Source organism: Litoreibacter sp. GN1-5, from assembly GCF_055693805.1.
This window is the reverse complement of sequence record NZ_JBVFUP010000001.1, coordinates 763098-788485: the sequence shown is the minus strand read 5'-3', so window position 1 is coordinate 788485 and position 25388 is coordinate 763098. Positions and strand designations below refer to the sequence as shown.

Annotated in this window: 29 protein-coding genes and 2 pseudogenes; 14 read left to right on the top strand and 17 right to left on the bottom strand. The window is 52.4% G+C overall.

What is annotated here, in order from left to right:
* Window positions 1-26 precede the first annotated feature (26 nt).
* Complete coding sequence (locus ACZ1HF_RS04025; RefSeq protein ID WP_472656291.1) at window positions 27-1025, top strand: endonuclease/exonuclease/phosphatase family protein; 999 nt, start codon at window positions 27-29, stop codon at window positions 1023-1025.
* Here the strand turns inward: ACZ1HF_RS04025 and ACZ1HF_RS04020 are convergent.
* From ACZ1HF_RS04020 to ACZ1HF_RS04005, 4 genes are read right to left on the bottom strand one after another with little or no spacing between them, the layout of a single operon-like run.
* Complete coding sequence (locus ACZ1HF_RS04020) at window positions 1022-1759, bottom strand: hypothetical protein (RefSeq protein WP_472656290.1); 738 nt, start codon at window positions 1757-1759, stop codon at window positions 1022-1024. The two genes, ACZ1HF_RS04025 and ACZ1HF_RS04020, sit on opposite strands and share 4 nt — an antisense overlap.
* Window positions 1749-2147, bottom strand: a complete 399-nt coding sequence (locus ACZ1HF_RS04015) for a phage holin family protein (RefSeq protein WP_472656289.1) — start codon at window positions 2145-2147, stop codon at window positions 1749-1751. The genes ACZ1HF_RS04020 and ACZ1HF_RS04015 overlap by 11 nt, the downstream gene beginning before the upstream one ends.
* Window positions 2144-2488, bottom strand: a complete 345-nt coding sequence (locus ACZ1HF_RS04010; RefSeq protein WP_472656288.1) for a hypothetical protein — start codon at window positions 2486-2488, stop codon at window positions 2144-2146. The genes ACZ1HF_RS04015 and ACZ1HF_RS04010 overlap by 4 nt, the downstream gene beginning before the upstream one ends.
* A gap of 42 nt (window positions 2489-2530) precedes the next feature.
* Window positions 2531-3259 (bottom strand): Crp/Fnr family transcriptional regulator, encoded by a 729-nt coding sequence (locus tag ACZ1HF_RS04005; protein ID WP_472656287.1) that lies wholly within the window; start codon window positions 3257-3259, stop codon window positions 2531-2533.
* A gap of 325 nt (window positions 3260-3584) precedes the next feature.
* Between ACZ1HF_RS04005 and ACZ1HF_RS04000 the strand changes: the two genes are divergently transcribed.
* The 7 genes from ACZ1HF_RS04000 to ACZ1HF_RS03970 all read left to right on the top strand — a co-directional run bounded on the left by ACZ1HF_RS04000 (window position 3585) and on the right by ACZ1HF_RS03970 (window position 7766).
* A complete protein-coding gene (locus ACZ1HF_RS04000; protein WP_472656286.1) occupies window positions 3585-4370 on the top strand; it encodes a PRC-barrel domain-containing protein in 786 nt (261 codons plus the stop codon).
* A 154-nt stretch (window positions 4371-4524) separates the two neighbouring features.
* Complete coding sequence (locus ACZ1HF_RS03995) at window positions 4525-4779, top strand: GlsB/YeaQ/YmgE family stress response membrane protein (RefSeq protein ID WP_472656285.1); 255 nt, start codon at window positions 4525-4527, stop codon at window positions 4777-4779.
* 111 nt (window positions 4780-4890) lie between these two features.
* Window positions 4891-5088: a CsbD family protein gene (locus ACZ1HF_RS03990; RefSeq protein ID WP_472656284.1), complete on the top strand. Its 198-nt coding sequence runs from the start codon at window positions 4891-4893 to the stop codon at window positions 5086-5088.
* A gap of 208 nt (window positions 5089-5296) precedes the next feature.
* Window positions 5297-5728: a CreA family protein gene (locus tag ACZ1HF_RS03985; RefSeq protein ID WP_472658976.1), complete on the top strand. Its 432-nt coding sequence runs from the start codon at window positions 5297-5299 to the stop codon at window positions 5726-5728.
* Between the two features lie 75 nt (window positions 5729-5803).
* A complete protein-coding gene (locus tag ACZ1HF_RS03980; RefSeq protein WP_472656283.1) occupies window positions 5804-6418 on the top strand; it encodes an AI-2E family transporter in 615 nt (204 codons plus the stop codon).
* A complete protein-coding gene (locus ACZ1HF_RS03975) occupies window positions 6415-6879 on the top strand; it encodes an AI-2E family transporter (RefSeq protein WP_472656282.1) in 465 nt (154 codons plus the stop codon). The genes ACZ1HF_RS03980 and ACZ1HF_RS03975 overlap by 4 nt, the downstream gene beginning before the upstream one ends.
* A gap of 44 nt (window positions 6880-6923) precedes the next feature.
* Complete coding sequence (locus ACZ1HF_RS03970) at window positions 6924-7766, top strand: formate/nitrite transporter family protein (protein ID WP_472656281.1); 843 nt, start codon at window positions 6924-6926, stop codon at window positions 7764-7766.
* A 104-nt stretch (window positions 7767-7870) separates the two neighbouring features.
* On the opposite strand, the pseudogene ACZ1HF_RS03965 reads toward ACZ1HF_RS03970, so the two are convergent.
* Both ACZ1HF_RS03965 and ACZ1HF_RS03960 read right to left on the bottom strand, forming a co-directional pair.
* Window positions 7871-8091: pseudogene (locus ACZ1HF_RS03965) on the bottom strand (transposase); the annotation flags it as partial.
* A 152-nt stretch (window positions 8092-8243) separates the two neighbouring features.
* Window positions 8244-8945: a hypothetical protein gene (locus ACZ1HF_RS03960; protein WP_472656280.1), complete on the bottom strand. Its 702-nt coding sequence runs from the start codon at window positions 8943-8945 to the stop codon at window positions 8244-8246.
* Window positions 8946-9241: 296 nt separating this feature from the next.
* Here ACZ1HF_RS03960 and ACZ1HF_RS03955 point away from each other — a divergent pair, with 296 nt between their 5' ends.
* The 6 genes from ACZ1HF_RS03955 (at window position 9242) to ACZ1HF_RS03930 (ending at window position 14640) form a co-directional block, all read left to right on the top strand.
* Window positions 9242-9463 (top strand): helix-turn-helix domain-containing protein, encoded by a 222-nt coding sequence (locus ACZ1HF_RS03955; RefSeq protein WP_472656279.1) that lies wholly within the window; start codon window positions 9242-9244, stop codon window positions 9461-9463.
* Between the two features lie 598 nt (window positions 9464-10061).
* A complete protein-coding gene (locus ACZ1HF_RS03950) occupies window positions 10062-11216 on the top strand; it encodes a transposase (protein WP_472656278.1) in 1155 nt (384 codons plus the stop codon).
* Window positions 11206-12081: a TniB family NTP-binding protein gene (locus ACZ1HF_RS03945; RefSeq protein ID WP_472656277.1), complete on the top strand. Its 876-nt coding sequence runs from the start codon at window positions 11206-11208 to the stop codon at window positions 12079-12081. The genes ACZ1HF_RS03950 and ACZ1HF_RS03945 overlap by 11 nt, the downstream gene beginning before the upstream one ends.
* On the top strand, window positions 12038-13150 hold the full coding sequence (locus tag ACZ1HF_RS03940; RefSeq protein ID WP_472656276.1) for a TniQ family protein: 1113 nt from the start codon (window positions 12038-12040) through the stop codon (window positions 13148-13150). The genes ACZ1HF_RS03945 and ACZ1HF_RS03940 overlap by 44 nt, the downstream gene beginning before the upstream one ends.
* A 297-nt stretch (window positions 13151-13447) precedes the next feature.
* Window positions 13448-13891: a type II 3-dehydroquinate dehydratase gene (gene aroQ / locus ACZ1HF_RS03935; RefSeq protein ID WP_472656275.1), complete on the top strand. Its 444-nt coding sequence runs from the start codon at window positions 13448-13450 to the stop codon at window positions 13889-13891.
* A complete protein-coding gene (locus ACZ1HF_RS03930) occupies window positions 13888-14640 on the top strand; it encodes a LuxR family transcriptional regulator (protein WP_472656274.1) in 753 nt (250 codons plus the stop codon). Before aroQ ends, ACZ1HF_RS03930 begins: the two co-directional genes overlap by 4 nt.
* A 61-nt stretch (window positions 14641-14701) precedes the next feature.
* Here the strand turns inward: ACZ1HF_RS03930 and phoB are convergent, their stop codons facing one another.
* From phoB to ACZ1HF_RS03875, 11 genes and pseudogenes are all read right to left on the bottom strand, one after another.
* Entirely contained in the window at window positions 14702-15388 is a 687-nt protein-coding gene (gene phoB, locus ACZ1HF_RS03925; RefSeq protein ID WP_472656273.1) for a phosphate regulon transcriptional regulator PhoB, read from the bottom strand.
* A gap of 1 nt (window position 15389) precedes the next feature.
* Window positions 15390-16109: a phosphate signaling complex protein PhoU gene (gene phoU, locus ACZ1HF_RS03920; protein ID WP_472656272.1), complete on the bottom strand. Its 720-nt coding sequence runs from the start codon at window positions 16107-16109 to the stop codon at window positions 15390-15392.
* Window positions 16110-16120: 11 nt separating this feature from the next.
* Window positions 16121-16914, bottom strand: a pseudogene (pstB, locus tag ACZ1HF_RS03915) (phosphate ABC transporter ATP-binding protein PstB).
* A 12-nt stretch (window positions 16915-16926) separates the two neighbouring features.
* Window positions 16927-18636 carry a phosphate ABC transporter permease PstA gene (gene pstA, locus ACZ1HF_RS03910; protein ID WP_472658975.1) on the bottom strand — a complete coding sequence of 570 codons (1710 nt, stop codon included), beginning with the start codon at window positions 18634-18636 and terminating at the stop codon, window positions 16927-16929.
* A gap of 89 nt (window positions 18637-18725) precedes the next feature.
* Window positions 18726-18953: a hypothetical protein gene (locus ACZ1HF_RS03905; protein ID WP_472656271.1), complete on the bottom strand. Its 228-nt coding sequence runs from the start codon at window positions 18951-18953 to the stop codon at window positions 18726-18728.
* A complete protein-coding gene (pstC, locus tag ACZ1HF_RS03900; protein ID WP_472656270.1) occupies window positions 18950-20101 on the bottom strand; it encodes a phosphate ABC transporter permease subunit PstC in 1152 nt (383 codons plus the stop codon). The genes ACZ1HF_RS03905 and pstC overlap by 4 nt, the downstream gene beginning before the upstream one ends.
* Before the next feature lie 79 nt (window positions 20102-20180).
* Window positions 20181-21164, bottom strand: coding sequence for a PstS family phosphate ABC transporter substrate-binding protein (locus ACZ1HF_RS03895; protein WP_472656269.1), 984 nt, complete (start codon window positions 21162-21164; stop codon window positions 20181-20183).
* Between the two features lie 166 nt (window positions 21165-21330).
* A complete protein-coding gene (locus tag ACZ1HF_RS03890) occupies window positions 21331-22374 on the bottom strand; it encodes a sensor histidine kinase (RefSeq protein ID WP_472656268.1) in 1044 nt (347 codons plus the stop codon).
* Window positions 22375-22398: 24 nt separating this feature from the next.
* Window positions 22399-23577, bottom strand: a complete 1179-nt coding sequence (locus tag ACZ1HF_RS03885; RefSeq protein ID WP_472656267.1) for a trans-sulfuration enzyme family protein — start codon at window positions 23575-23577, stop codon at window positions 22399-22401.
* Between the two features lie 102 nt (window positions 23578-23679).
* Window positions 23680-23934 carry a hypothetical protein gene (locus ACZ1HF_RS03880; RefSeq protein WP_472656266.1) on the bottom strand — a complete coding sequence of 85 codons (255 nt, stop codon included), beginning with the start codon at window positions 23932-23934 and terminating at the stop codon, window positions 23680-23682.
* A gap of 120 nt (window positions 23935-24054) precedes the next feature.
* Window positions 24055-25320 carry a glutamate-5-semialdehyde dehydrogenase gene (locus tag ACZ1HF_RS03875; protein ID WP_472656265.1) on the bottom strand — a complete coding sequence of 422 codons (1266 nt, stop codon included), beginning with the start codon at window positions 25318-25320 and terminating at the stop codon, window positions 24055-24057.
* Window positions 25321-25388: the final 68 nt, after the last annotated feature.

Here is a 25388-nt window from a genome sequence, read left to right as displayed (position 1 = left end):
GAAACAAGGTAAGGATATACCAGATCATGATTGTCTTCCTTACCTTATTGGCTTGGGTCTCAGCTATTACTGTCTTTGTTGGGACTTTGCTGCCGCTCACACATAGCGTCCGCTGGTGGGTGCGCGCATGGGAATTCCCTCGACTTCATATAGCTGTCTTAGCGGTTGCCTGTTTGCTTTTGGTTGTTTTCATCCCAATTGGGTTCAAAGCCGTTCTTATAGCTGGGCTGGTCGCATGTGCGGTCTATCAAGCGACCCGGATTTTCCCATATACGCGCTTTGCGAACACGGAAGTCGAAATAGCTGATGATGTGCCCGACGATAGTAAGATAAAGCTTTTTTCCGCCAATGTGTTGATGGAAAATACCCGTAAAGCCGACTTGGTCCAGATCATTGATCGTGAAGATCCCGACGTTCTGTTTCTTATGGAAACAGATCAGGAGTGGTTGGAGGCGATCCAAAGGTGTCTTGACCGTTACCCCACAGTATTGACCTACCCGTTGGACAATTATTATGGCTTGATTTTTGCAACGCGCCTGACCGCACCAAGCGCCGAAGTTGTTTTTCTGTCCGAAGACAACACACCGACCGTGCGTGCCGAATTGCTTGGCCCTGATGGTACAGGTTTTAATTTTATTGGGCTTCACCCGAGACCACCTGTCCCAGGCAACGATACGATCTTGCGAGATCAGCAAATCAAGGAGGCGGCCAAGCTAACAGGTAATGCCGACTGGCCAACAGTTAGTATGGGTGACTTCAACGACGTGGCGTGGTCCTGGACCAGCCAGCGCTTCAAGCGCTACGGCGGTTTTCTGGAACCTCGCGTGGGACGTGGCATGTTCTCAACATTCCACGCGCAATACCCACTTCTTGGCGTACCAATTGATCAGCTTTATCTAACGTCCGGCATTGGATTAGTATCATTTGGAAGGTTAGAAGAATTTGGTTCTGATCACTATCCAATCAGCGCAGTGATTACCTTCCATGGGACTGCCAAAACCGAGCCTGATCAAGCAGCGTCTTAGCGTTCGCCTAGTTTCACATCCTTGGCTGCAGTGACGGCGGCGGACATCATCCGATCTGTTGCACCCTTTGCCAATGTACCAATTGCATCGGCCGCCGTTTGGTCTTTTGGCGCACCACTATCCAAGTCCGCCTTCGTTTCAGCAATGATTGCAGCCGCTTCGTCCTTCAGCCGCTGAGCAACACTCGCAAGTTTCTCTTTTTCTGCCTGCATCAGATCCTGAGCTGACATTACAAGTTCATCTTCGGTCTTTGAACGGGGTATTGTGCTTGCAAGCGCTGCACCTGCCGCCAGTGCGAGCGCTCCTACGACAAAGGGATGGTGCTCAAAGAATTCGTTCAAGGCGCCATTCTCTGACCCATCGGTTTTGTCTGTCGATTGAACATCTTCTGTCGAAGTTTGGCTGACAAAGGAACGGTCACTTTCCGGGGCAGGGGCAGGATCAGACTCAGATCCAGCTGGTGTTTCTAAATCAGCGTGTGTCTTTGAGTTTGAAAATATTAACCATGCGATGCCTGCCCCAATGGTCGCTACTGGGAGTGGGTTTTTTTGAGCTTGTTTGAGGGTCGATGCGCCAATGCTACCAGCATATTGCAGGCCAACTTTCCCAGCGAGTTGGGCGAAAGCACCTAAGCTCAGCGATGCTTTGAGTTGCTTGATGTTGTCAGCTACTACAGCGCGCTTGTCGTCGATGTCGCGCTCAATATCTTCTGAAGAGCGTGTATTAATGCTCATTATAGGCGGCCTTTATAGCTTGAGCATCGCGCCCAAGGTTTTGTGCGGGTTTTACTGCGCTACGGTAGGCACGTCTGAGCAAATACAAACTGAGTTTGACCAATATCAGAGCCAGCACTAATAGGCCTAGACCGACAGCCATTCCGGCCGAAACCGGCTGCAAACCCATAGCCGTGAGTGCGGCTACAGCTACTGTGGCCAACACGTTGAGAGCCACGAGTACGATAATGGCCGCACATATAATGATGCCTATCGCCAGAAAAATACGGTTCAGGCTGACCGAGAGTGCTGATTGCAGCAACGCGAGCTCAGCGCGGATCAACACAGCGAGGCTTTGAGTGGTTTCGCTAAAGAGTTGCTCAGCAGAAGCGTCTTCTTCTTTACTCATACGATGTCCTTTTCCGATGGCGCGTCGGTGAGAGGCTGCCGATCTTCTTCAACTGATGCTACTTTCACCAATCGCGTTGCGGCGAACCCAACAAGTGCCGCAGCACCTAGGAAAATCAACGGGTTGCGACGTGCAAAAGTATCAGCACCCTGAATAGCATCGCTCATATCTTTGTCTCGTAATGCGTCGGACGCATCAGCAAGGCTGTCAACGACTTTCCCCAAAACTTGTTCTTGCGAAGAACCGTTGCGCAAGTCCTCGGCCACGGAACGCAATGTAGCACCAACACCCGATATGGGTTCCGCCTCGTCTTTCTGTTCGGTTGCGGTGTTCTCAGTCACGTTTAGACTTCCTATCGTCGTGGGTGAGCATCTCCCGAAGGGTCACATAATCGGTCTGGTTTTGGGTTTACCCAACGTAGTTAAACCAATCTTCGCCAGCGCCGATAGATCATGGATTTGAATTTCATCCCCGCTCCAGCCAAGCAGTTGCCGCGACTTCAGGATGCTGATCGTCTTGTTTGTATGGACCAATGATAGCCCCAGAGCGTCAGCTATGTCCTTCTGCTTAAAAGGAAAGCGCATGGCGTTATTCTCACTGATACCAGTCGCTTCTGAGCGCAGGTAAATCCGCACGAACATCCATGCGATAGCTTGTATGGCGGTGCGTTGACCAACTGTGGTCAAGCTTTCCCCCATAAAGTGTTCTTCGACTGCCGAAAGCCACGCAAGCTCAAACCCACGCTCTGGATCAGCTTTGATGAATGACCACAACTCGCTTCTATCAAAAACGCAAAGAGTCATTTTTGTTGTGGCTTCAACAGAGTGGCCCATTTCCCCCATCAACCCCGCCTGCAATCCCAAAAAGTCGCCCGGGAAGACGAAGTTGATCACTTGCCGTTCACCATTTTCCAAATGGCGATACCGTAGTCCCATACCATGTAGCGTGGTGAACAATTGCGGACTGTTAGACCCTTCCATCAGGATCGGGGTGCCTGAATCAACAACTAACTCACCAACTTTGAAGCGCTGCATGCCAGCGACATCTTCCGGGGTCATAGGGGCGAAGAGCGATTTGCGGCGCAGCGGGCAATGTTTGCATTGAGTGGCCAAGGTAATGCTCTTTCTTTTGGTTATACGTAATCCATAGTAGGTTTGACGCTGCGATCATCTTAGACCGAATTAACCCTAATCCCTACCTGAAATGACGTAGAAGCAAACAGCCGGATAGGTGGCCTTTGCTATGTCATATCATGGTTCGATGTTTTTCGAATCTGATAGATCAGCCGTGGCTCTGTCCCTCAACCGACTTGTCCCGGTCAGCATCAAAAAGTCAATTCACAGGTCCCATTGTGAATCGATGCGAGGTGCAGAGCCAAACATCAGGCGTACAAAGTCGGCATCATGCCGTAGCGCCACCAAAAGAGAGCACTAAAATATGAAGACCCTTATGATGACGACCGCTGTTTGCCTGAACATGGCAACATCGGTATTTGCAGATGGCCATGCGACTGGTTTTTTGGACTACACTGTCACCGACGATGACCTGCTTGCGTCCGAATTCATCGGAATGCGTGTCTACAAAGCAGAAGGCGATGTCGATTTCGCATCCAACATGGTTGCGGATGCGCAAACAGAATGGGACGATATTGGCGAAATCAACGAGTTAGTGATTTCGCGCGACGGAGAAGTGCTCGCCGTTATTGTTGGCGTTGGCGGTTTTCTTGGCATTGCCGAAAAAGATGTCGCCCTGGAGATGTCCCAGATCGGCATCCTGCGTGAAGCAGATGACGCTGATGATTTTTTCCTTGTGATCAAATCATCCACCGAAGCCATTGAAGCTGCGCCTAGTTTTGCCCGCGTCATGGAGAAGGCTGAAATGGCCGCGGACCGCGCAATGCTGACAGCTCCAACCGTTGCACGAGACGGCTACGTGACAACAGAGCGGTCCGACCTAACCGCAGACATGCTCACCGGTGCCCGTGTTTATGGTGTCAGTGACGAAGATGTTGGCGAAATCGGCTCGCTCCTGTTGGATGATGATGGCACAATCGGACGAGCAGTTATCGATGTTGGCGGCTTTCTCGGCTTTGGGGAAAAGCAAATAGCGGTCACGTTCGATGAACTAACAGTCCTGCGCGAAGACGGCGGCGACGATGTGCAAGTGTACATAGACGCCTCACAAGAGGGACTCGAAGCGCAACCGGCCTATGTTAACCCATAAACGGTTGGTAGTTGGGGAGCGCGTATGCTTCCCACCGCAATCTACACGAGACACTACAAGGATAACGATGCTCCGCCGAGTGCGGTGAGCTTCCGTTGCTATCGCCCAATTTTTAGTCATACGTGATAGCATGGGCTAATAAGGAGAATGAAAGATGACTGGACTGGGTTGGATCGGCACGTTGATCATCGGCGCGCTGGCAGGGTGGATCGCCGAAAAGATCATGAAAACAGATAGCGGACTGTTGATGAACATCGTGCTGGGTGTTTTGGGTGCTGTTGTTCTGAATGCTGTGCTGTTTGCAGTTATTGGTACAACGCTGGGCGGTGTGATCGGACAGCTTATCGTCGCAGCCGCTGGGGCGTGTCTGCTGATTGCTGCCGTACGCATGATAAGCAAAAAGGCCTAAATATCTCCAATGAAGTTAGGCCAACGTGCCATAATCAGTTGCCATTTTGAAACGACCAACCGACAGCTAAGGCCGACGCCGGATGCTGTCATCACCTTGAAAGGGAATCCAATGAACTGGGACCAAATCGAAGGCAAATGGAAAGAAATGACTGGCAACGTCAAAGCCAAATGGGCTGATCTGACAGACGATGAGCTGGCTGAGGTCGATGGAAACCGTGAAGTTCTTGAAGGCAAAATTCAGACAAAATACGGAAAGACCAAAGAGGAAGCCAAGAAAGAAGTCGATGACTTTTTGAACGACCACTAACGACTTTGGGATCGCCCCGCGGGCGATCCCAAACTGCATACTTGCCAATGACGGCAAGTACGGCCCAAAAGGAGATTCAGATGAATCGCATTATCTACATCGTCGGACTTGTCGTTATTGTTCTGTTTGTGTTGGGCTTCTTGGGACTGAGATGATTACGATCATTGGATTTTTCAGGTTAAGTCGTGGTAATTTCCTCTCGTCGCTCATGGCCTTGTTGACGACCTGCTCCCTCGCACAGGCAGACCAAGTCGGGAACGTAGACGTTGACTGGCTTGGCAATGACATCGTCATCGAGGCGTTCGCCGATCCAAAGGTTGAGGGAGTAACGTGTCATGTCGCCTACTTTGAACGTGGATTGATTGACCGTTTTCAGAACGGGAACTGGTTCGAAGATCCATCGAATTCGTCTATCGCGTGCCGACAGACAAGTGCGATTACGATCGGCGATATTGATCGATCTGATGAAGGCGAAAGTGTCTTCTCAGAACGTCGCTCTATCATATGGAAGTCACTGAGCGTGAAACGGATTTTTGATGCCGAAAATGAAACGCTGATCTACATCTCTCATGCCCGGGAGGTAAAAGACGGTTCTGCGAAAATGTCTATATCGACCGTACCCTTGTTCCAAGGACCTTAAGGAGGTTGGTCGATGTTGAGAACTGCACCTGCCAGACACATGTCGTTCATTAGTCCCACGATGCTGGGATCATAAATGCGTGATGATATTAAGGCGCTGAGAAGAGGCGTCACAACACTTTCAATCATCTCCATGTTTGTCGTCGCCTATTTTGCACGCGACTTAATATTGCCTGTTTTGCTTGGGTTCCTGATCGCTTTGACACTGAGCCCAGTCAACAGATCTTTGCAAAAGGTTGGCTTGCCGGCGGGGTTGTCGGCAACATTCCTCATTCTCACCGCAGCGGTTGGTATCGCAGCGATCCTGTATTTTGCCGGCGAAACAGCCCGATCTTGGTCTGACGATGCGCCCCGCATCGCTCGCGAGTTGCAACAAAAGCTCGCTGGTATGACCGATGCACTTGATGCCGTCCAGAACGCATCGGCGCAGGTTGAAGAAATGACGACGACCTCAGAGACCGGCCCTCAAACAGTAGTTATACAGCAGCCGGGCCTGTTGAATGCAGCGGTGACTGTCGCGGTGAGCACCGCAACATCCATCGGTGTCGCTCTCATTTTGGCTCTTTTTGTCTTAGCCTCCGGCGATCTGTTCTATGTAAAGTTGGTTCAGGCTTTCCCAACAATGCGGGAGAAAAAAGAGCCTTGTCTACCGTGTATGGCATTGAACGACGTGTTTCCGGATATCTTTTGACCATAACACTCATCAATGCAGGCCTCGGACTGCTAGTCGCGTTAGCGCTTTGGCTGCTAGGTCTCGAGTATGCCTATATCTGGGGCATTGCGGCATTTCTACTCAATTACCTGCCCATACTGGGCGGTCTGGTTGGCACGGTTCTTGTTGGGGTTCATGCTATCATCTTCTTTGACAGCCTATCATATGCACTCCTCGCACCGGTGGCTTATCAATTACTGACCTCCATCGAAGCTCAATTCGTGACACCTTTTCTGATCGGCAAAAAGATGGAATTGAACATCGTCGCGGTGTTTCTCACTGTAGTGCTTTGGGCTTGGCTTTGGGGAATTGCGGGCGCGCTTGTTGCGGTACCGTTCTTGCTGGTCTTCAAGGTTCTTTGCGAAAATGTTCCGAGCCTTGAGACTATTGGCAACTTTTTAGGCGCGGCAGACCAAGCTGACGCATCAGAATCCGAGTAACCCCAAGCAGTTGCTTTCAAAACTGCCAAAGAAAGATCCAAAAGGTGACGGAAGAACAAAGCCACACGCAATCTGCGTCGGAAGAAGAAGCTGATGAGCAGTCGATACAAGACGCAGCGAAACTTTCGCCCCGCCTTATCTACGAGGTCATTCGGCGGGATGGCGAAGAAGAACTGGAACGGCCAACACGGTCTTTGATCTGGTCCGGAATTGCAGCAGGGATCATGATCAGTTTTTCAGTTTTGGGTGAAGCGATTTTTCGTACCTATCTCCCAGATGCGCCAAGCAGTTATCTGATCGAAAACCTCGGCTACAGTCTTGGGTTCTTGCTCGTCATATTGGGACGGATGCAGTTGTTTACCGAGAATACCATCACAACGGTACTGCCATTAATGGCTGCCCCTACTCGAGTGATGTTCGGCAGAGTCTGCAGGCTCTGGGGAATCGTCTTGATTGCGAATGTCATCGGAGCCTTCATGATCGCCGCAGTGTTTGCTCACACGTCAGCCATTTCGCCAGACCTGATGCCTGCTCTGATGTCACTGTCGGAACATGCTGTTGGCATGCCCGCAGGAGAGAGCTTCATGCGCGCAATTCCAGCCGGTATCTTAGTCGCCGCGATTGTCTGGATGCTACCACAAGTGGAAAACGCTGCATTTTTTGTCATTCTTGTCTTTACCTGGTTAATCGCAGCAGGGGATTTCACCCATATCGTCGCGGGCTCTGTTGAAATGGGCCTGTTAGCAGTAACCGGCAATCTTGGGTTTATCGATGCCATCTTCGGGTTCTTCCTGCCAGTTCTGTTTGGAAACGTTGTGGGTGGTACTGCAATCTTCACGCTTATGGCTTGGGGCCAGGTCAGAGACGAGATGGTCGAACAAATCTGAATTAATCACGCTAAGATAAATCGCACTCGCGTTATCAGGACATCCTTGCGGGGCACCTATTTTGCCCCGATCGGACACATCAGATGTGATCCGACCTTGGTCGCTTGATATGCCAGCTTCAGATGCACCTCTGAACCGCACCGGGTTTGCCGGAGGCTCCAACTCATGAGTAGGATGGAACATCCGGATCAGTAACTCAGGATCGACAGATGGCCGGCCAGTGTGTGCGGCGGTAGAAATCTGCAAGATGCGCGCGGATGGTGCTCAGGTCGACAAGCCGATCAATCGACCGCAGCAGATGCTCTTGCGGGACATGATATTCCAGTGAAAACTCTTAGAACAGCGCCGCCTGTGCTTTCCGCTTCGGTCCTACCATCGCCATTCCCTTTCGTTCATTGCGAGGATTGAATCAGCAGTTCATGCACCAATCAAGCAGGAGCTTTTCAACAAGATACGCCGTTTGTTCAAAAAAATAGTTCAAGAGAAGTGACGGGTGATCAAATTGGAAAACCCGTGGGCATGCATCACGTAATCCCGAGACGAAATTTGCCGAAGTGGGTTGCTGCAGTTGGTAGCAATCTCCAACCCATATTCTTCGGCGATCCGATGGATGGACCGGATGTGACTGTACCCAGAGGCGGTAAAGACCGCTTTGGGATGTAAGCCCCATAATAATTGACGTGCGATACCGGCCCGTCTTAACCCGGCAAAGCCGCCCCGTTTCAGGCGGGTGTCGCCCAAGTAATGCTCAAATATGGCTGAAGCGGTGGTTCGTCCTAACTGTCTGTTGAATGCACTTTGGCCATTGGAATGCAATGCGGGGAAAATTTTGGCGTCAGCTCGCAACACATACCCGCTAGCCTTCAACTTTTTCATCCAAACAAATAGACGCTTAGAAGACGCATCAAAAAGGATATGCGGCCTGCCTTCCAAATTCACTGTATTGCGACCTGTTACTCGACTACCGGTACCACTTACTTTAGCGGCTATGACGGCACCATTGTCCCGAACGGAAGCCGTTAGCAATTTCTCAATGGGACAGGCGGCCTCATAACAAACAGACAGCAATGCCTTGTCTCGAAACTCCATCAAGCGGGCAGGGCGGGAACGTCGCAGCGCGTTTTGGATTATGTGTTCTTCCTGCCGGATTCGGTGGTTCTTACTGTGCGCCACCGTCATGGCTCGCATGCCTCACTGAACGGATTTTCACACTTTTTGATAGCTACATCGACAGCTCTGAGATTAGAAGAATTCATACAGAAACTCCTACATTCAGAATTAGACCAAAAATATACGCCATTTCATGCACTTAAGCGGCCTAGTGACGTCGATAGTTTCCAATTTTGCAAAAATGGCCAGCGCTTCAACATTTGCACAAATATACGTTTTGCATGCCGTGCTGCCAGAATTTAAAATATTGCGTTATCAGTGTGTTAGCTGCAACATTTAATTAGTCTAATCTGCGAGGTGTCACGGTGCTGAAACAGGAAATCAAAGCTGAACTGGTCAAAAGAGGGATCACGTTCAAGCAAATAGCAGCGGAACAAAAAGTGAAGCCTCCAACGGTATCGATCGTGCTGAAGGGTGACCGCAGATCCAGGCGCATTGAACAGGCGATCGCTGCAAAGATTGGAAAAACGGCCGAAGAGGTCTTTCCTGATAGATATTTGGGTAGGGAGGACTGCGAAATGCCTTAGCACCAAAAGAAAAAAGCCTATGCGCTAACATAGGCTCTCCATCTGATGATCAGATAACGGTTGGTCGCCGTTGAAGATGATCATCCCTTAATTTCACCAAAAGTCAACTGTCGCTTGATCAAGCGGGCAGGAGACGTTTGCCCAAGAGGGATTTAGGTACTATGCAGCAAGACGTTTTAGAAAGTGAGCATAAGCGCGCAACGGAAATCTCTGTAGAATTATGGAAATACGTCCACGGCGAACGCTTGACAGGTCCGGCGTGCGTCGATCTCTGTCAAAAATTCAACTGTTCGCGGGCGACACTTTTTCGACGACTGAAAACACTGAAAAGCAAACAATCCGCAACGGCTCTCATCCCCAAAAGGCGCGGAAGAATACCTCTCAGCCGGTTTCTTAGTGACAGTCATGAACAAGTCATAGCGTCTTGCTTTAAAAACCATTTCCTGACGCGAGACCGGAAAAGTTTCGACGAACTTGTCAGCCGGGTGCATGTTGAGTTCCAAAAAGAGGGCTTTCTCCCGTCGTTCGAAAGGCATTAGTTGCGCGGTTGAACACGATCTCGCCCCGAGAGGTCGTGAGAAAGCGGGAGGGGGCTCGCGTGGCCCGAGAGAAGTTCGAGATCATTCACGATCACTATACGATCGAGCGCCCACTTGCGGTCATGCAGATTGATCACACAAAACTCGATGCGATGGTCGTTGATCCGAATACCGGCACAGTCATTGGGCGGCCAAACCTAACATTCTGCATTGATGTATACAGTCGCGTCATTTGCGGTTTTCTGATTGGCTTTGAACCGCCAAGTGCAAAAACGTTGATGAGGGCATTCTCTCTGGCGGTGCGTCCCAAAACAGACCTGCTAGAGGCCTTACAAGTGACCACGCGATGGCCGGTTTTTGGCATCCCTGAAGCAGTGCATACTGATAACGGCAGTGATCTCACATCGCATGCATTCAGTAGTGGTTTAGCCAATTTTGGGATCACGCACATTAAGCGCCCTATCGGACACCCCAATTGGGGTGGGCATGTGGAGCGCCTCTTTCGCACTCATAATTCTTTGATCCACAATCTTCCTGGGACAACGCGGTCAAACATCTCAGAGCGGGGCTCACGGGATCCGAAAAAACAGGCTTGCCTGTCACTTGATGATATGCGCCGACTTGTGGCGAGCTATATTTGCGATGTTTACCATAAAGCTGATCATAGCAGTTTGGGCGAACCGCCGCTGCGACGCTGGCAAAGATATTGGGATCAACTTGGCGAACAGCCCCGTCTTCCCAACGATCTTGAGGCCTTTGATCGTCATTTTTTGCCATTCGAAACGCGAAAGATTGCAGAGTATGGCCTACGTTTCAAGTACTTGTACTACAGATCTAAGGCACTGCAAAAGATGCGCGATTGCGGCGTTAAGTCGGTTCGGTTCAAGTTTGATCCAGACGACGTTCGTCAAATCTATGTCGAAGGCAACTACGGCGCGTTCGAGGTTGTTCCATGTGAGAAACGCTTTCACGGCCCGATTTCGTTTGCTGAACACGAAATCCTGCGTGACCGGGCAGACACCAATACCAACCGATGGTCTGACGCGGATTTGCTCCAGCATTACCAGCTCCGCGACGAAATCGTCGAAAAAGCGCAACTTCGCAAACGCACCCACAAGAAGACCGGTCACGGAATGCGGAAGTCATCAACCGGAGCACTGAGACCTAGTGCCCTGAACATAATGGGATCAGGGGTGAAGCGTCATGACGTATGATCATTTGTCACCACGATCTCGGGTGGTTGCGGGGCAGGGGGTTGCTGAGCGGATCGCTTATTTGAACGATTTGCCCTATTTTCCGGTCAAGCCACTGGATCAAGTCGAGACGTGGCTGAAAGATGCGATTTCGGTGCATGTTGGACGCCCATTGAAACCTATCACCTTTTTGCTGACGCCAAGTGGCATGGGCACGGGTGCAATGATCAATCGCGTACAGGCGGCGTTTCCGGCCAGTCCGCTGGGCGATCAACGCATTCATAGCTATCCGGCAATCGTGGCACATATTCCGGTCACGGCAAGCCTGGCCGATATCGGAGCTGAGGTTTGTGATTTTATTGGAGCACCAAAACATTACATCGGGGGAACAAATCCAAATTCGACCGGGTGGTTGAATCTTTTAGATCAAATCGGCACGCGGATGCTGATTTTAAAAGATATGCATGCACTGAACTGTCTTTCAAAAACGGCTCGGGGCCCACTACTAAATTTTATTAGAAACGCTACGTCGCGTTACGAGCTTCAAGTGGCACTGGTTGGCCCACCTGATTTGCATCCTCTCGTAATGGATGATCCGCAATTAGCAGATCGTGCTCAGCTGATTGAAATCCAGCCGTTTAAGGCATCGGATCCGGCGCTCACGAGCTTTCTAGAGGCATTTCTAAAGTGGTGCCCACTGCGCCACACGTCTGATTTGTGTGACGATCATAGTCTCCGCAAGGTGCTGGTGCGTCGTACCAACGGAACAACGCGCAATATGTTGGATGTACTGACCCGATTAGGAGCTTTTGCGATTTACACCGCTGAGGAACGGATCACCTATGATCTATGGCGGGATTATTTCTCACGAGCCGAATATGATTGAGAAATCATTGCCAATCGCGGTGGTAGCAATTGAAGGCGAATGTTTGAAGTCCTTTTTGATGCGGTCAGCATATGTTTACGGTGTCGGTACAGATCGACTTCTTCAGCATTGCTTAAGTGGGCAGGGGCAGGGGCGAAATGCGCCTTCTTACGGATCGGTAGATGCGCTGACTGTCAGTCTGGATACCGATGTTATCGCGAAGCTCTCGGAGGCCCTGTGCATTCCTACGGACGACTTACTTAGGCTGACTCTGACAACGCAGTATCAATCCATTGGCTCGCGTTCCACCGCATGCACTGGCGCGGCCAAAGAACTTGAAACGAGTGAGGAAATACCAAACCAGCAGTTGCGATTTGGCTGGTGTCCGCTGTGCCTTATGGAAGACAGAGTTGAGGGTGGGCATCACTATTTGCGACCCGAATGGACGTTGGTCTTTACTACTATGTGCACGGCCCACGAGCGGCCGCTGATCGGACGCTGCCAAACATGTTATCATTTTGTGGCCAGCCCCGAATATGCCCTATATCGAGATCAGATGGCGCTGATCTGCCCACATTGCTTCACACCGCTCGACGGTCGGTTGGGATACGATTTTGTCGCCAATAAGGATGCGCATGCATGGAACACGGATGAGACCGTCCACACAGTCTGGAACAAGATTACGACTTATGAAAAGCTCTTCCTGAAGGCGTTAAGTCGGCGGGCAGGGCGTTCAAAGGCGCAGCGCATTGTGTCCGAAGTTGGCGAATTACTTGACCTTCTGCTGCACGCCGAGAAGCCAAATGACTTTCGTCCAGTTGACGTGTTTGACAGTGCGTACTTTCCATCACCGGCAAAGCTGGGATTGGCAACACGTCATCTGATGCATCCGTTCCACGTCTGTCACCTTGTCGAACGCCGCAAGGCCATCGCGATCTTGATTTGCATACTTGACGACAGCTCTGAAGAGTTCGGCTTTGAACAAGGTGTTCAACCGATGCACCGAATTCGAGAGCTCATGTTCCGAGATACGTACAACCGGTTCGAACGACACGTCCTCAATATTGCAAAAATTGCGCTGCCGATCTGAAGAGGCCGTGGTCTCACAAAACATTGCCAATCGAGTCTCAAAATAGGAGTCTCATTTTTAAGGGACATTTACAAATCCACCTGCTACAATTGTATCATCCAATAATAAGTATTATGTTAATATATATCTTATCGCATTATTAAAACAGAAAATAATGAGACTATGTGCCATCTGAACCAGACAGAAAGACACGGCTCTATTGGTATTCTGAATTACTATACCTAATCTATGCGCAAGATACTCGACACTTATTTTTTCGCATACTAAACTGTGAGTTCAGTTTTTGTAGGTAGCAAAATGTCGTCAGTGCTGATCCTGAATGGACCGAACCTCAACTTATTGGGTACTCGCCAACCAGAGGTTTATGGCGCAGTCACTATGGCGGACATAGAATCGCTATGCTCCGCTCATGGACAATCATTGGGCCTGACGGTCAGTTTTCAGCAAAGTAACCATGAAGGTGCTTTGATTGATGCTGTTCACGCTGCAAAATCTGTCCATAGTGCAATCATTCTGAATGCCGGCGCCTATACCCATAGCTCTGTTGCGCTCATGGATGCGATCAGTTCTGTCGAACTTCCTGTGGTTGAAGTTCATCTGTCAAATATCCATGCTCGCGAAGCGTTCCGCCACAAATCCTACATTGCACCTGTCGCCATTGGACAAATCTGTGGATTCGGCGCGCGTAGCTATACGCTGGCGCTGGACGCTGTCGCTGGTCATCTCGGGCTTGCTCAATGATCGACACCTATCTGAACCAGATCATCGCCAGTACGACTATGGAGGACCTCTGGTCCATTCATACGGAAAAAATGGCTGAATATGGCTTTGATAGACTGATTTATGCCTACACGCAGTTTAGCACTCGCACGACATTGGGTGATTTGCAGGATGCCTTGGTGTTGACCAACCATGACCCTGCTTATATCGAGACTTTCGTCGGAAAAGGTATGTATTTCAAAGGCCCAATGGTTGCCTGGGCTGCTGAAAATGTGGGCGCATGTAGCTGGCGTATGCTGCATGAGCAGATGGCTGCGGGCAAGCTGACCAAGGATGAAATGGAAATGTTGGCCTGGAACGCAAGAATGGAGGTCGTGGCGGGCTATACGATTAGTTTTCATAATGTTTCACAGCGGGTTAAAGGTGCGATTGGCATGACCGCAAAGCGCGGGTTGACCCAGGATCAGGTTGATGAAATCTGGGCAGAACATGGTAATGAGATCGAGACCATCAACAACATTATGCATCTTAAGGTTACGCAATTGCCTCATATGGGCCAGCGCCGCAATCTGACCTCAAGACAGCGTGAAGTGCTGGAATGGGTTGCGGATGGTAAGACGATTCAAGATATTGCGACGATCATGCAGCTTAATCCGGCAACGGTTGAAAAGCATCTGCGTCTTGCGCGCGAGGCATTGGATGTCGAAACGACAGCACAAGCTGTTCTAAAGGCTTCCTCGCAAAATCAATTCTTCTGGATAGAGCGTTGATTTTGCTTCGAAATACAAAATATGGCCGCATTAAATTGTGAAAAAGTTCGACACGCGCGCCCTACCCCAGCGCGTACCCTGCACCGCGCACGGTGCGCAACGGATCGTCCCCACCAGCACTGCACAATACCTTACGCAACCGGCCAACATGAACGTCGACGGTCCGCGTATCCACATAAATATCCCGCCCCCAGACGCGATCCAATAACTGCTCACGGCTCCAGACACGGCCGGGGCGCTCCAGAAACGTGGCCAATAGGCGAAATTCGGTGGGACCAAGTTTCAGTGGATGCTCATCGCGGAACACGCGATGCTCTTCGACATCCATGACAATGTCTTCATATTCCAGCTTTTGCCCGACCGCCGCAGGTCTGGTGCGGCGCAATTGCGTGCGGATACGTGCCAACAACTCGGCAACTGAATACGGCTTGACGATGTAGTCATCCGCGCCAATCTCCAAGCCCCTGACGCGGTCGCCCTCCTCTGCCCGCGCAGAAAGCATGATGACCGGGACGCGCTGCGTATTTGCGCCCATTTTCATCTGACGACACACCTCAATGCCCGACACATTTGGTAACATCCAGTCCAGCACGATCAGATCAGGCACATCTTCACGGACCATCAGCAAAGCTTCATCGCCGCTTTCTGCTGTCTCAACACGGTAGCCTTCCGCACGAATATTATATGCAAGAACTTCGCGTTGAGCAGCATCATCTTCTACAACTAAAACAGTGGGTTCCGAGACCATTTTAATCCTCGTTCGGTGCCATGCTATAGGGCGTTTTATCCTGCTTTTCCCGATCTTCGTCAGGGAATTCGCCCGTTACAAGATAGATTACCTGTTCCGCAATCGACGTCACGTGATCCCCCATCCGTTCAATGTTCTTTGCAATGAAATGCAGATGCATACAGGCAGTGATATTGCGCGGATCTTCCATCATGTGGGTCAGGAATTCGCGAAACAGCGCGTTATACATCTGATCCACTTCAGCGTCGCGCTGCCGAACATCTTCGGCCAGAACCGCATCGCGCTGGATATAGGCATCCAGAGCATCCTTTAGCATCACGCTTACCGAGCTGGACATACGCCGGATCGACCCGCCGGAACCAGCCACAACGGGCATTTCTGACAGCACAGATGTACGCTTGGCGAGGTTCTTGGCATAGTCCCCGACCCGCTCCAGATTAGCGCTGATTTTCATAACACTGAGCACTGTGCGCAAATCGCCCGCTGTAGGTGCACGCATAGCGATGACGCGTGCCACCTCTGCGCTAACCTGTTCTTCCAACTCATCAATCAGCTTGTCGTTCTTGCGAACTATTTCGGCCAGTTCTGTATCGCGCATATCCAGCGCTTTGGACGCGTCAGAGATTGCTGTTTCAACCAGCCCGCCCATCTTCATGATCAACGCCTGAATAGAATGCAGGTCGCGGTCAAATGCGGACGCAATGTGGGATGTATCTTGCATCTATGTGTCTCCTACCCGATGCGACCGGTGATGTAACTTTCCGTGCGGCTGTCCACGGGATTGGTGAAGATGTCAGGGGTATCGCCATATTCGACGAGTTCGCCCAAGTGAAAAAATGCGGTTTTCTGGCTGACCCGTGCTGCCTGCTGCATGGAATGGGTCACGATAACCACTGTGTAGCTTGCACGCAGCTCATCAATCAGCTCCTCAACCTGTGCTGTGGCAATCGGGTCCAAGGCCGAGCATGGCTCATCCATCAGCAAAACCTCTGGGGCTGTGGCGATGGCACGACCGATGCACAAGCGTTGCTGTTGACCCCCGAAAGACCGGTGCCGGGTTGATCAAGGCGGTCTTTCACCTCGTCCCAAATCGCAGCCCGACGCAGTGATTTCTCAACAATTTCATCAAGTTCCACCTTGTTCTTGGCAAGCCCATGAATCTTTGGCCCATAAGCCACATTATCATATATACTTTTGGGAAACGGGTTAGGCTTTTGAAACACCATCCCGACACGGGCACGAAGCTGTACGGGATCAACGGATTTGGCATAAATATCATTGCCTTCCAGCAAGATATCCCCCATGACACGGCAAATATCAATTGAGTCGTTCATCCTGTTGATGCACCGCAGAAAAGTTGATTTCCCGCAGCCCGATGGGCCAATAAATGCCGTGACGGCTTTATTCTCGATCTCGACATCTACATTCTTGATTGCGTGGGTATCGCCGTAGAATACATCTACGCCCTTTGCGGAAATCTTGATTTCATTGGACATCGTTTGCTCCATCGCGCGCATATCGTTCATCACACTACCTCCTTACCAGCGCCGCTCAAAGCGTTTGCGCAGGAACACTGCTATTGCATTCATTACGACCAGAAAGCCCAGTAGCACACAGATTGCAGCGGCTGTACGGGCCTCAAAAGCGCGTTCGGGAAAATCCGACCAGCGGAAGACCTGTACCGGCAGAACGCTTGCGCTGTCGGTTATGCCGCTTGGGATGTCGACGATGAAGGCTACCATGCCGATCATGATCAGCGGCGCGGTTTCACCCAAAGCTTGCGCCATACCAATGATTGTTCCGGTCAGAATGCCGGGCATGGCCAGCGGCAATACATGGTGGAATGTGGCTTGTAAGGGCGATGCGCCAAGCCCCACCGCCGCATCCCGGATCGATGGCGGCACGGCGCGGATTGCCGCACGTGAAGCGATGATGATCGTTGGCAACGTCATCAGGGCCAGCACGATACCGCCCGCTAAAGGCGCAGATCGCGGCACGCCAAAGACGCCAAGGAACACAGATAACCCAAGCAGGCCGAAGACGATGGACGGCACGGCTGCAAGATTGTTGATGTTCACTTCGATGAAATCGGTAATCTTGTTCTTGGGGGCAAATTCCTCAAGGTAGATTGCAGCCAGAACGCCGATTGGAAAGGCAAGTGCGAATGTGACAATCATTGTCCAGAATGATCCCACGGCGGCGCCCCAGATACCAGCCAATTCAGGCTCACGGCTATCACCAGCGGTAAAGAAGCGCGTATTTAAGACAGTATCGATCTGCCCCTGCGCTTTCAGGGTTTCGATCCAGACGATCTGATTGTCCGTCACCTTACGCGCATTTTGTGGCAGGTCAGTCGTGAACAGTTTCCACGAATTGGTTGCTGTGACCTCGCGCTCTAGGGGAATGATCGGTTCGGCATATCCCCCTGTGGGGGTGATACGGGTCATCTTCAGCCAGCCGCCCGCCGTGCTGATCAGCACTGTGCGGTTCATATCTGTCAGTTCCTCATCGCCGCCTTCAGCAATGGCGCGGGCATCCAGATCGTCGGCTTGCGCAATCAGCGTATCGCGTTGTGCTGCGCGCTGTTCGGCCAGTTCCAGGTTGCGCGTGCGTGTCGCGTCATCTTCCGCCGCCTCTGCGCGGCGTTGAAATTCGACCACGCCATTGTCCTGAAGGTTGGCTTTGCGGCGCAAAGCATCCGCCTCAACAACCAGCCCTTCCTTAACGCGATCAAGCGCTGCCAGAAAATCCCCTGCGGTTGAACTGACAATATACCCGTCCTCATCGCCATCGGCGGTCAGGGTTAAATTGCCTTCGATCTCTTTCGAAACCAGCTTGCCGAAATCGCTCTTAAGGTACAAATCCGTCACATCCGAAGCGAGAAACCTGTAGTTTATGTCCTGCCCGACAAGACCTGGGTTCGCTGAAACGTAATCGGCCAATTCATATGCCGCCCCCGCAGAGGTCAAATCATAAAGCTGACGCCGCATCGTCCGTCCGGACGCGCTTGGGAACATTTCTTTCAGCACATCTTTGGTCAGGCCACTGAAATCGCCCCGGCGGATCTTGCGCGGGTCGGTCACCTCTTCCACCTCCAGCCCCAGCGCATCCGCACTGATGGTGACAGGCATGGTCAAATACGTTTCGGTTAACGCGCCAGCAGCTTTCGTGACGACCGAGAAAAGCAACGCCACCAGCGCCGCACCCGCCAGAAAGATTGCCAGAATGCCATAGGCTTTCAGGCGCATTTCGGCCAAGCGGCGCTTTCTATACGCGCCGTCGCACCATCGCCGGAATGCATATCGGTCAGGGCTGTCATATCAACCATTGCGCGGCCTCAATCATATAATTCGCGGTATTTGCGCACGATACGTTGCGCAATCACGTTCATCAAAAGAGTCACACAGAATAACGTGAACCCAAGGGTGAAAGCGGGGCCGGCAGCCGTCGAGGCTTCGGTGTCCCCCGTGATCAGCATGACGATCTGTACGGTTACGGTCGTCACGGCCTCAAGCGGGTTTGCCGTAAGGTTTGCCCCCTGCCCGGCTGCCATCACAACGATCATCGTCTCGCCAACGGCACGGAAATCCCGAGCAATACGGCAGACACAATGCCCGGTAAAGCGGCGGGCAGAACCACCTGACGGATGGTTTCGGCCTTGGTTGCCCCCACTGCATAAGACCCATCGCGCAAGGATTGCGGGACAGAGTTGATCACATCATCCGACAGTGATGAGATAAACGGGATGATCATGATCCCCATAACGATCCCTGCTGCCAAAGCGGATTCCGAGGCGATGGTCAGCCCCACGGCTTCACCTGAATTGCGCAGGAAAGGGGCCAATGTGATGGCGGCAAAGAAGCCATACACCACAGTTGGAATACCAGCGAGAATTTCAAGCATGGGCTTTGCCAAGGCGCGGACTTTCGGTCCGGCAAAATCTGACAGATAGATCGCCGCAAACAACCCGATTGGAACAGCCACCAACATGGCAATCACAGTGATCAAAAGGGTTCCGGCAAATAATGGGATCGCGCCGACTTTGTTTGGATCAAGCTTCCCGGCCTGAACCCCGGAAAGCGGCGACCAGTTTGTGCCAAACAGGAACTTGTCGACCCGCCATTCGATATTGTTGAAGAAGTTTATCGTCTCAAAGATCAGTGACAACACAATGCCGAGGGTGGTCAGGATCGCAATCGCCGCTGTGACCATGAGAATACGGTTCACGATAGTCTCGGAACGATTTCTGGCGCGCCAGTCCGCACTTACAGACCGAAAGGCCCAGAGCCCCGCAAGCCCCGCAACAAGGACTGACAGTGCGAAACTGCCCCAGTGATAGAGCGCCGATTGCGTTTTCAGTTTGACCGCAATCTCTTCGCGCAAGGCATCCGTGCGGGACGCAATGCCACCCTCTGCAATCGCATGGGCATCGTTCAAAACCAACTCTGCTTGAATCGGGCTTAACTCTGGGGCGGCGGTCAGGATATCTGCCAGAAGCCCGCGCTCAATCGCAATACCCCAACCCGTTCCGATGACGACCAGAACGCCCCACCCCGCAAGGGCCGCGACAAGAAACGCCAGAAATCCATGATAATTTGGGCGGGAATGAAGCTGGCTCAAATTGCCATCAACTACGGATACTGCGCGGCCACGCGCTGCAAAGTAAAATGCGACGGCAAGTCCAAGCACAGTCAGGAAGGCTAAGGTCAGCATCCGTCCCCCAAAAGGAATTTAGTGATATTCGCTGTGTCAGGCAGGGCGATACGGGGCCGCCCTGCCTTGCGTGACTTACTTACTTCCACTCAGAACCGGTCATCGGTGTCAGAGAGGTGACATTGCCGGAAATCGTGCTGAACATGTCTTCTGGCAGTGGGATCAGGCCTTTATCGACCAGATAGCCCTCTTCGCCAGCAGCACCTTCGGACATGAATTCATTCGCGAATTCCTGAATACCCGGCACAACACCGACATGGGCTTTCTTGATGTAGAAATACAGGCTGCGCGATACAGGGTAATCACCTGCAGCAATGTTTTCGAAGGTCGGCTCAACACCGTCCACAACAGAGCCCTGCAACTTGTCTGCGTTCTGGTCCAGGAACGAGAAGCCGAAAACGCCAAGGGCGTTCGGGTTGGCTTCCAGCTTGGACACGATCAGGTTGTCGTTTTCGCCGGCTTCGATGTAAGCGCCATCTTCGCGGATCGTAATGCCTTCGCATTCGATGCCCGCACCTTCGCAGCCTTCATGCATAACCAGTTCTTCAAATGCATCACGGGTGCCGGAGGATGGGGGTGGTCCAAGCACTTCGATCTTGATGGCAGGCAGCGATGGATCAACTTCGTCCCATGTGGATGGTTTTGGGCCTTGTTCGGCCAAAGCCGTTACCAGCTGTTCGCGTGAGATTGAGAACTCTGGCCCGCCTTTGGCATTGGCAACAACGATCCCGTCATAACCGATTACAGCTTCGGTTACTTCTGTAACGCCGTTTTCCTGGCAAAGCTGAAATTCGGTTTCTTTCATACGGCGCGATGCGTTTGTAATGTCTGGGTGATCCGTACCAACACCGGCGCAAAATAACTTCATGCCACCGCCGGAGCCCGTTGATTCAACGACCGGCGTTTGGAAATCAGTGCTACGGCCAAACTGCTCGGCAACAGCGGTTGAGAATGGAAATACTGTGGAAGAGCCTACGATGCGGATCTGATCACGTGCTTGCGCTGCAGTTGCAGCAAGCGCGGTCATGAGGGCAGCAGAGGCGGCGGTTTTGGCGAACGACATGCGTCACTCCTTGAACTTCAAAAACACGAGACCCCACCACGAGGCCCCTTATGAAACCCCACCTAAGAGAGTCGCATCTGAAATTTGTGACAGATTTGTAAGAGTTTTGTGACACTGCTGGTTTTGCTTATATATAATCGCAATGCTTGATTGTCTGGTCGTCACGTTACCTAGGGCATATTACTGAAAACGTGCTGCCAACCCCTTGTTCAGACGTGATTTTCAGTCTCCCTCTGTGGCGGTTGATGATATGTTTTACAATCGCCAGGCCAAGTCCGGTCCCGCCCATCTCACGCGACCGGTGGTCATCTATGCGGTAAAATCGCTCAGTCAGGCGGGGTAAGTGTAACGGATCAATACCTTCGCCCTCGTCAATCACATCTGCCCGGATCGCAGGGCAGCGCAATGTCGGGTCATGGTCAATCTCGCTCAGCGCAATGCGGATCATCTTACCTGACCCGCCATATTTGATCGCATTCTCAATAAGGTTCAGATAGAGCTGGATCAGCTGGTCCCGGTCCCCCTGAATGATCATATCATCGCTTGCGCCGCGAATATCCAGCGTAACATCTGCATCCTTCAGCTTGCCTTCCAAAGTGGCCCCTACAGACCGGATCACACCGTTGAGGTTCACCAATTCCCGTGGACGGACGCGCTCATCAGACTCGACGCGGCTAAGCGACAACAAATCGCTGACCATACGGCTCATCCTCTGGGCTTCCTGCTCCATAATCGCAAGAAAACGATCGCGCGCGGCCGGATCGTCCTTCGCACTGGTGCGCAAAGTTTCGATGAAGCCTAAGATACCAGTCAGCGGCGTGCGCACCTCATGACTGATATTGGCCACGAAATCCCGCCGGATCGTTTCCGCCTCTTCCAGCTGGCCGCTATCTTCAAAGCTGAGCACGGCACCGGTGTGCGGCGCGACATCAAGCTGCAAAGGTGCTGCGCGGAATGTATATGTGACCTCGCCCGAAAGGCCGGGCAGCACAAACCGCGCCTGCCCGCTCTGCCCATCCCGAATGGCGTTATCCATGACGGCCAGAACCGGTGCCTGTCGTAGCAAAGCCACGGCATTCATCCCCTCGGGGTTGCAGCCCAACACGTCCCGCATCGCAGGGTTGGCCTGAAAAACCTGATAATCCCGGTCAATCAGCATCACCGGCAACGATATCCCCGCCAGAATAGCCTTGATTGCCATCATATCCATGAAAGTCAGCCCCGGTCTCTGGGTTTACGAAATCTGCGCCAGTGCATTGGCAAACTCATCCTTAAGTAGCGCAATATCCTCAACCCCGACGGAGACCCGGAAAAACCCTTCGGTAATCCCCAAGGCTGCCCGCCCGTCCGGCGTCAGCCCCCTATGGGACGAGGATGCCGCATGGCTGACGGTCGTCCCAATGTCGCCCAATGTCGGCGCAAAGGCCATATCGGGCATGGCGCGGGTCAGGGCATTGGCCATGGCGCGACCGCCTGACAGCTCAAAACTGACCATGTTGCCAAAGCGCGGCCCCAGCAACGCCCCAGCCCGATTATGGTCAGGGTGATCTGCCCGCCCCGGATAAAGCACATGTTTGATGCCAGCCAAGCCTGCCAGATGATCAGCCAGCGCTGCGGCGTTTTCTTCGGCGCGGTCATATCGCAGATGAAACGACATCAGGCCCCGTTCCGCCATCCAGCAATCATAAGGGCTGGGCGTCAAACCAAGGGTGACAATCGTGCTTTCCAGCGCTGCGCGGTGATCGGGGTCGCGCGCACAGACATAACCCAGCATCGCATCGGAATGTCCCGACAGCAATTTGGTTACGGAATGGATCACCACATCTGCCCCATATGCGAATGGCTGATAGGCGCGCGGGGTGGTGAAGGTATTATCCACAACAAGGATAAGGTTGTGACGTTTGGCAATATCCGCGATGCCGTCCATGTCAGCCACACGCAACGTCGGGTTCGAGACGACCTCAACAAGGATCAGTTTGGTCTCGGGGCGGATCGCCTGTTCAATCGCCTGTGCATCGGTGGGATCAGCCAGCGTTGCCGTAATCCCGTAACGCGGCAGATCTTGCGTCAGCATACGCAAGCTGCGCCCATAAAGCTGATCCCCACCAATGATATGATCGCCCTGCCCTAACAATCCCAACATGGTAGCTGTCACTGCGGCCATACCAGAGGCCGTGATCAAGCCACCCTCGCCGCATTCCAGAGCATCGATTTTTGACGCCAAAACGGAGGCATTGGGGTGCCCTTCGCGCGAATAAGTGTAGCCAAATTGGCCACCTTCATACTGCGCGTCCAACGTATCTGGGTCAGGCGACGCATAGACAACCGAGGGTTGCAAAGGTGTGACCACAGCGCGGCTGACACTTTCGGGAAAGCCTGTACGGCGAACAAGGTTTTTTGGGATATCGGTCATAAAGCGCTCGCTGATTGAGATGCGTTACAGGTAGCGAGACCGCGCAAGCTGCGCAATGGGAAGCGTGTAGGTGATCAGCAAGGATTTGGTTCTGTCCAGATTTTACGCGTCTTCATCGTCGTCATCACCACCACCTGGCAATATAATGAGAATTGCGGCAATGATGCCAATCGCCATAAACGCGATACCCACCCCGGTCGTGCCAATCTTATCGACCGCCCAGTTTTGTGCATCAATGAAGACACGCGTCTTGCGGCCACCACCTTCAAACAGCTTGCCCGTGAAAATGCGCCAACCGATATAGCCAAGTCCGCCCACACTGATGAGAGCCCAGAATATATCACTTAACCGACGCATAATCGTTCCTCTCGTCAATATTGGCTGTAATGTTTAGCCTATCGAGAAGGTTTCAGGTGATATAAATTGCGTAGACTGCCCAGCGTCAAAATCAGTGACTTTTGAACAACGGGTTACGTCTTAATGCCGCACCGTGCCGTCACCTGTTACGATATATTTAAACGAGGTCAGCTGCTCTGCCCCCACTGGGCCCCTTGCGTGCATCTTGCCGGTGGCGATACCGATTTCGGCACCCATGCCGAACTCGCCCCCATCGGCGAATTGGGTCGAAGCGTTATGCATCAGGATTGCGCTGTCCAGACGGTTCAGGAACAGATCAGCGGTTGCCTGATCCTCGGTCATAATACAGTCGGTGTGATTGGAGCCATAGGTGCGGATATGCGCCATCGCGTCCTCGACCGACGCGACGGTTTTGGCGGCGATCTCCATATCAAGGAATTCCTGTCCCCAAGCGGCCTCGGTGGCGGGCGTGGTGCCATCAACCTTTTGCAACGCCATATCTGCATCAACCGTGACGCCTTTGTCCAGAAGCGCACGGATCACGCCCTGCCCGATTGTGTCAGCCACGTCTTCATGGATCAAAAGACACTCTGCCGCGCCGCAAATCCCTGTCCGCCGCGTCTTTGCGTTCAAAACGACGTTCAGCGTTTTTACCGGGTCAGCGGCCTTATCGATGTAGATATGCACGATGCCCTCAAGATGGGCGAAGACCGGCACGCGGGCTTCTCGCTGTACAAGCCCAACAAGTCCTTTGCCACCCCGTGGGACAATGACATCAATGTAGTCTGTCGCTGTGAGCATTTCGGACACCGCTTCCCGATCTCGGGTTGGAACCAGCTGGATCGCCGCCTCGGGCAAGCCTGCGGCTTTCAGCCCCCCGACAAGACAGGCATGAATGGCTTGGGAAGAGTGGAAACTTTCCGACCCGCCACGCAGTATCACCGCATTACCCGCTTTCAGGCACAGCGCACCGGCATCGGCAGTGACATTCGGACGACTTTCGTAAATCACGCCAACCACCCCAAGCGGCGTGCGGACGCGCTTGATATGCAGGCCCGATGGCATATCCCATTCCGCGATAGTCTCGCCGACAGGGTCGCTCTGCTGTGCAACCGCGCGTAATCCGTCCTGCATGGCGCGAATGCGGTCCTCATTCAACATCAGACGGTCCATCATCGCGTTCGACAACCCCTTGCCACGGCCAAACTCCATGTCTTTTAGGTTGGCCTCGATGATCTCAGCGCGGTTTTCCCAAATCACGTCCGCCGCGGCCATAAGTGCCGCTTCTTTGTGGTCGGCTGTAGCATAAGACAGCTCTGCCGCGGCCTCTTTGGCGGCCTGACCAATAGCGCGCATCATTGCGGGGATGTTGTCCATGTCTTTCATCACTCTCAAGCCTTTTGCAGAGGATATGGGATTGATGGACATTTACGGGAAGATAGTAAGCGGGTCCA

What these genes read in the sequence shown, in the direction of transcription:
- ACZ1HF_RS03980 (WP_472656283.1), top strand. Translation starts at nt 5,804, where the DNA reads ATGCGTGATGATATTAAGGCGCTGAGAAGAGGCGTCACAACACTTTCA.
- ACZ1HF_RS03960 (WP_472656280.1), bottom strand. Translation starts at nt 8,945, where the DNA reads ATGACGGTGGCGCACAGTAAGAACCACCGAATCCGGCAGGAAGAACAC.
- ACZ1HF_RS04000 (WP_472656286.1), top strand. Translation starts at nt 3,585, where the DNA reads ATGAAGACCCTTATGATGACGACCGCTGTTTGCCTGAACATGGCAACA.
- ACZ1HF_RS03885 (WP_472656267.1), bottom strand. Translation starts at nt 23,577, where the DNA reads ATGACCGATATCCCAAAAAACCTTGTTCGCCGTACAGGCTTTCCCGAA.
- ACZ1HF_RS03905 (WP_472656271.1), bottom strand. Translation starts at nt 18,953, where the DNA reads ATGATCGTTGTGATGGCAGCCGGGCAGGGGGCAAACCTTACGGCAAAC.
- aroQ (WP_472656275.1), top strand. Translation starts at nt 13,448, where the DNA reads ATGTCGTCAGTGCTGATCCTGAATGGACCGAACCTCAACTTATTGGGT.
- ACZ1HF_RS04020 (WP_472656290.1), bottom strand. Translation starts at nt 1,759, where the DNA reads ATGAGCATTAATACACGCTCTTCAGAAGATATTGAGCGCGACATCGAC.
- ACZ1HF_RS03880 (WP_472656266.1), bottom strand. Translation starts at nt 23,934, where the DNA reads ATGCGTCGGTTAAGTGATATATTCTGGGCTCTCATCAGTGTGGGCGGA.
- ACZ1HF_RS04025 (WP_472656291.1), top strand. Translation starts at nt 27, where the DNA reads ATGATTGTCTTCCTTACCTTATTGGCTTGGGTCTCAGCTATTACTGTC.
- ACZ1HF_RS03890 (WP_472656268.1), bottom strand. Translation starts at nt 22,374, where the DNA reads ATGGATATGATGGCAATCAAGGCTATTCTGGCGGGGATATCGTTGCCG.
- ACZ1HF_RS03940 (WP_472656276.1), top strand. Translation starts at nt 12,038, where the DNA reads ATGATCTATGGCGGGATTATTTCTCACGAGCCGAATATGATTGAGAAA.
- ACZ1HF_RS03990 (WP_472656284.1), top strand. Translation starts at nt 4,891, where the DNA reads ATGAACTGGGACCAAATCGAAGGCAAATGGAAAGAAATGACTGGCAAC.
- phoB (WP_472656273.1), bottom strand. Translation starts at nt 15,388, where the DNA reads ATGGTCTCGGAACCCACTGTTTTAGTTGTAGAAGATGATGCTGCTCAA.
- ACZ1HF_RS04015 (WP_472656289.1), bottom strand. Translation starts at nt 2,147, where the DNA reads ATGAGTAAAGAAGAAGACGCTTCTGCTGAGCAACTCTTTAGCGAAACC.
- ACZ1HF_RS03895 (WP_472656269.1), bottom strand. Translation starts at nt 21,164, where the DNA reads ATGTCGTTCGCCAAAACCGCCGCCTCTGCTGCCCTCATGACCGCGCTT.
- ACZ1HF_RS03930 (WP_472656274.1), top strand. Translation starts at nt 13,888, where the DNA reads ATGATCGACACCTATCTGAACCAGATCATCGCCAGTACGACTATGGAG.
- pstC (WP_472656270.1), bottom strand. Translation starts at nt 20,101, where the DNA reads ATGCTGACCTTAGCCTTCCTGACTGTGCTTGGACTTGCCGTCGCATTT.
- pstA (WP_472658975.1), bottom strand. Translation starts at nt 18,636, where the DNA reads ATGCGCCTGAAAGCCTATGGCATTCTGGCAATCTTTCTGGCGGGTGCG.
- phoU (WP_472656272.1), bottom strand. Translation starts at nt 16,109, where the DNA reads ATGCAAGATACATCCCACATTGCGTCCGCATTTGACCGCGACCTGCAT.
- ACZ1HF_RS03995 (WP_472656285.1), top strand. Translation starts at nt 4,525, where the DNA reads ATGACTGGACTGGGTTGGATCGGCACGTTGATCATCGGCGCGCTGGCA.
- ACZ1HF_RS03875 (WP_472656265.1), bottom strand. Translation starts at nt 25,320, where the DNA reads ATGAAAGACATGGACAACATCCCCGCAATGATGCGCGCTATTGGTCAG.
- ACZ1HF_RS03985 (WP_472658976.1), top strand. Translation starts at nt 5,297, where the DNA reads ATGGCCTTGTTGACGACCTGCTCCCTCGCACAGGCAGACCAAGTCGGG.
- ACZ1HF_RS03945 (WP_472656277.1), top strand. Translation starts at nt 11,206, where the DNA reads ATGACGTATGATCATTTGTCACCACGATCTCGGGTGGTTGCGGGGCAG.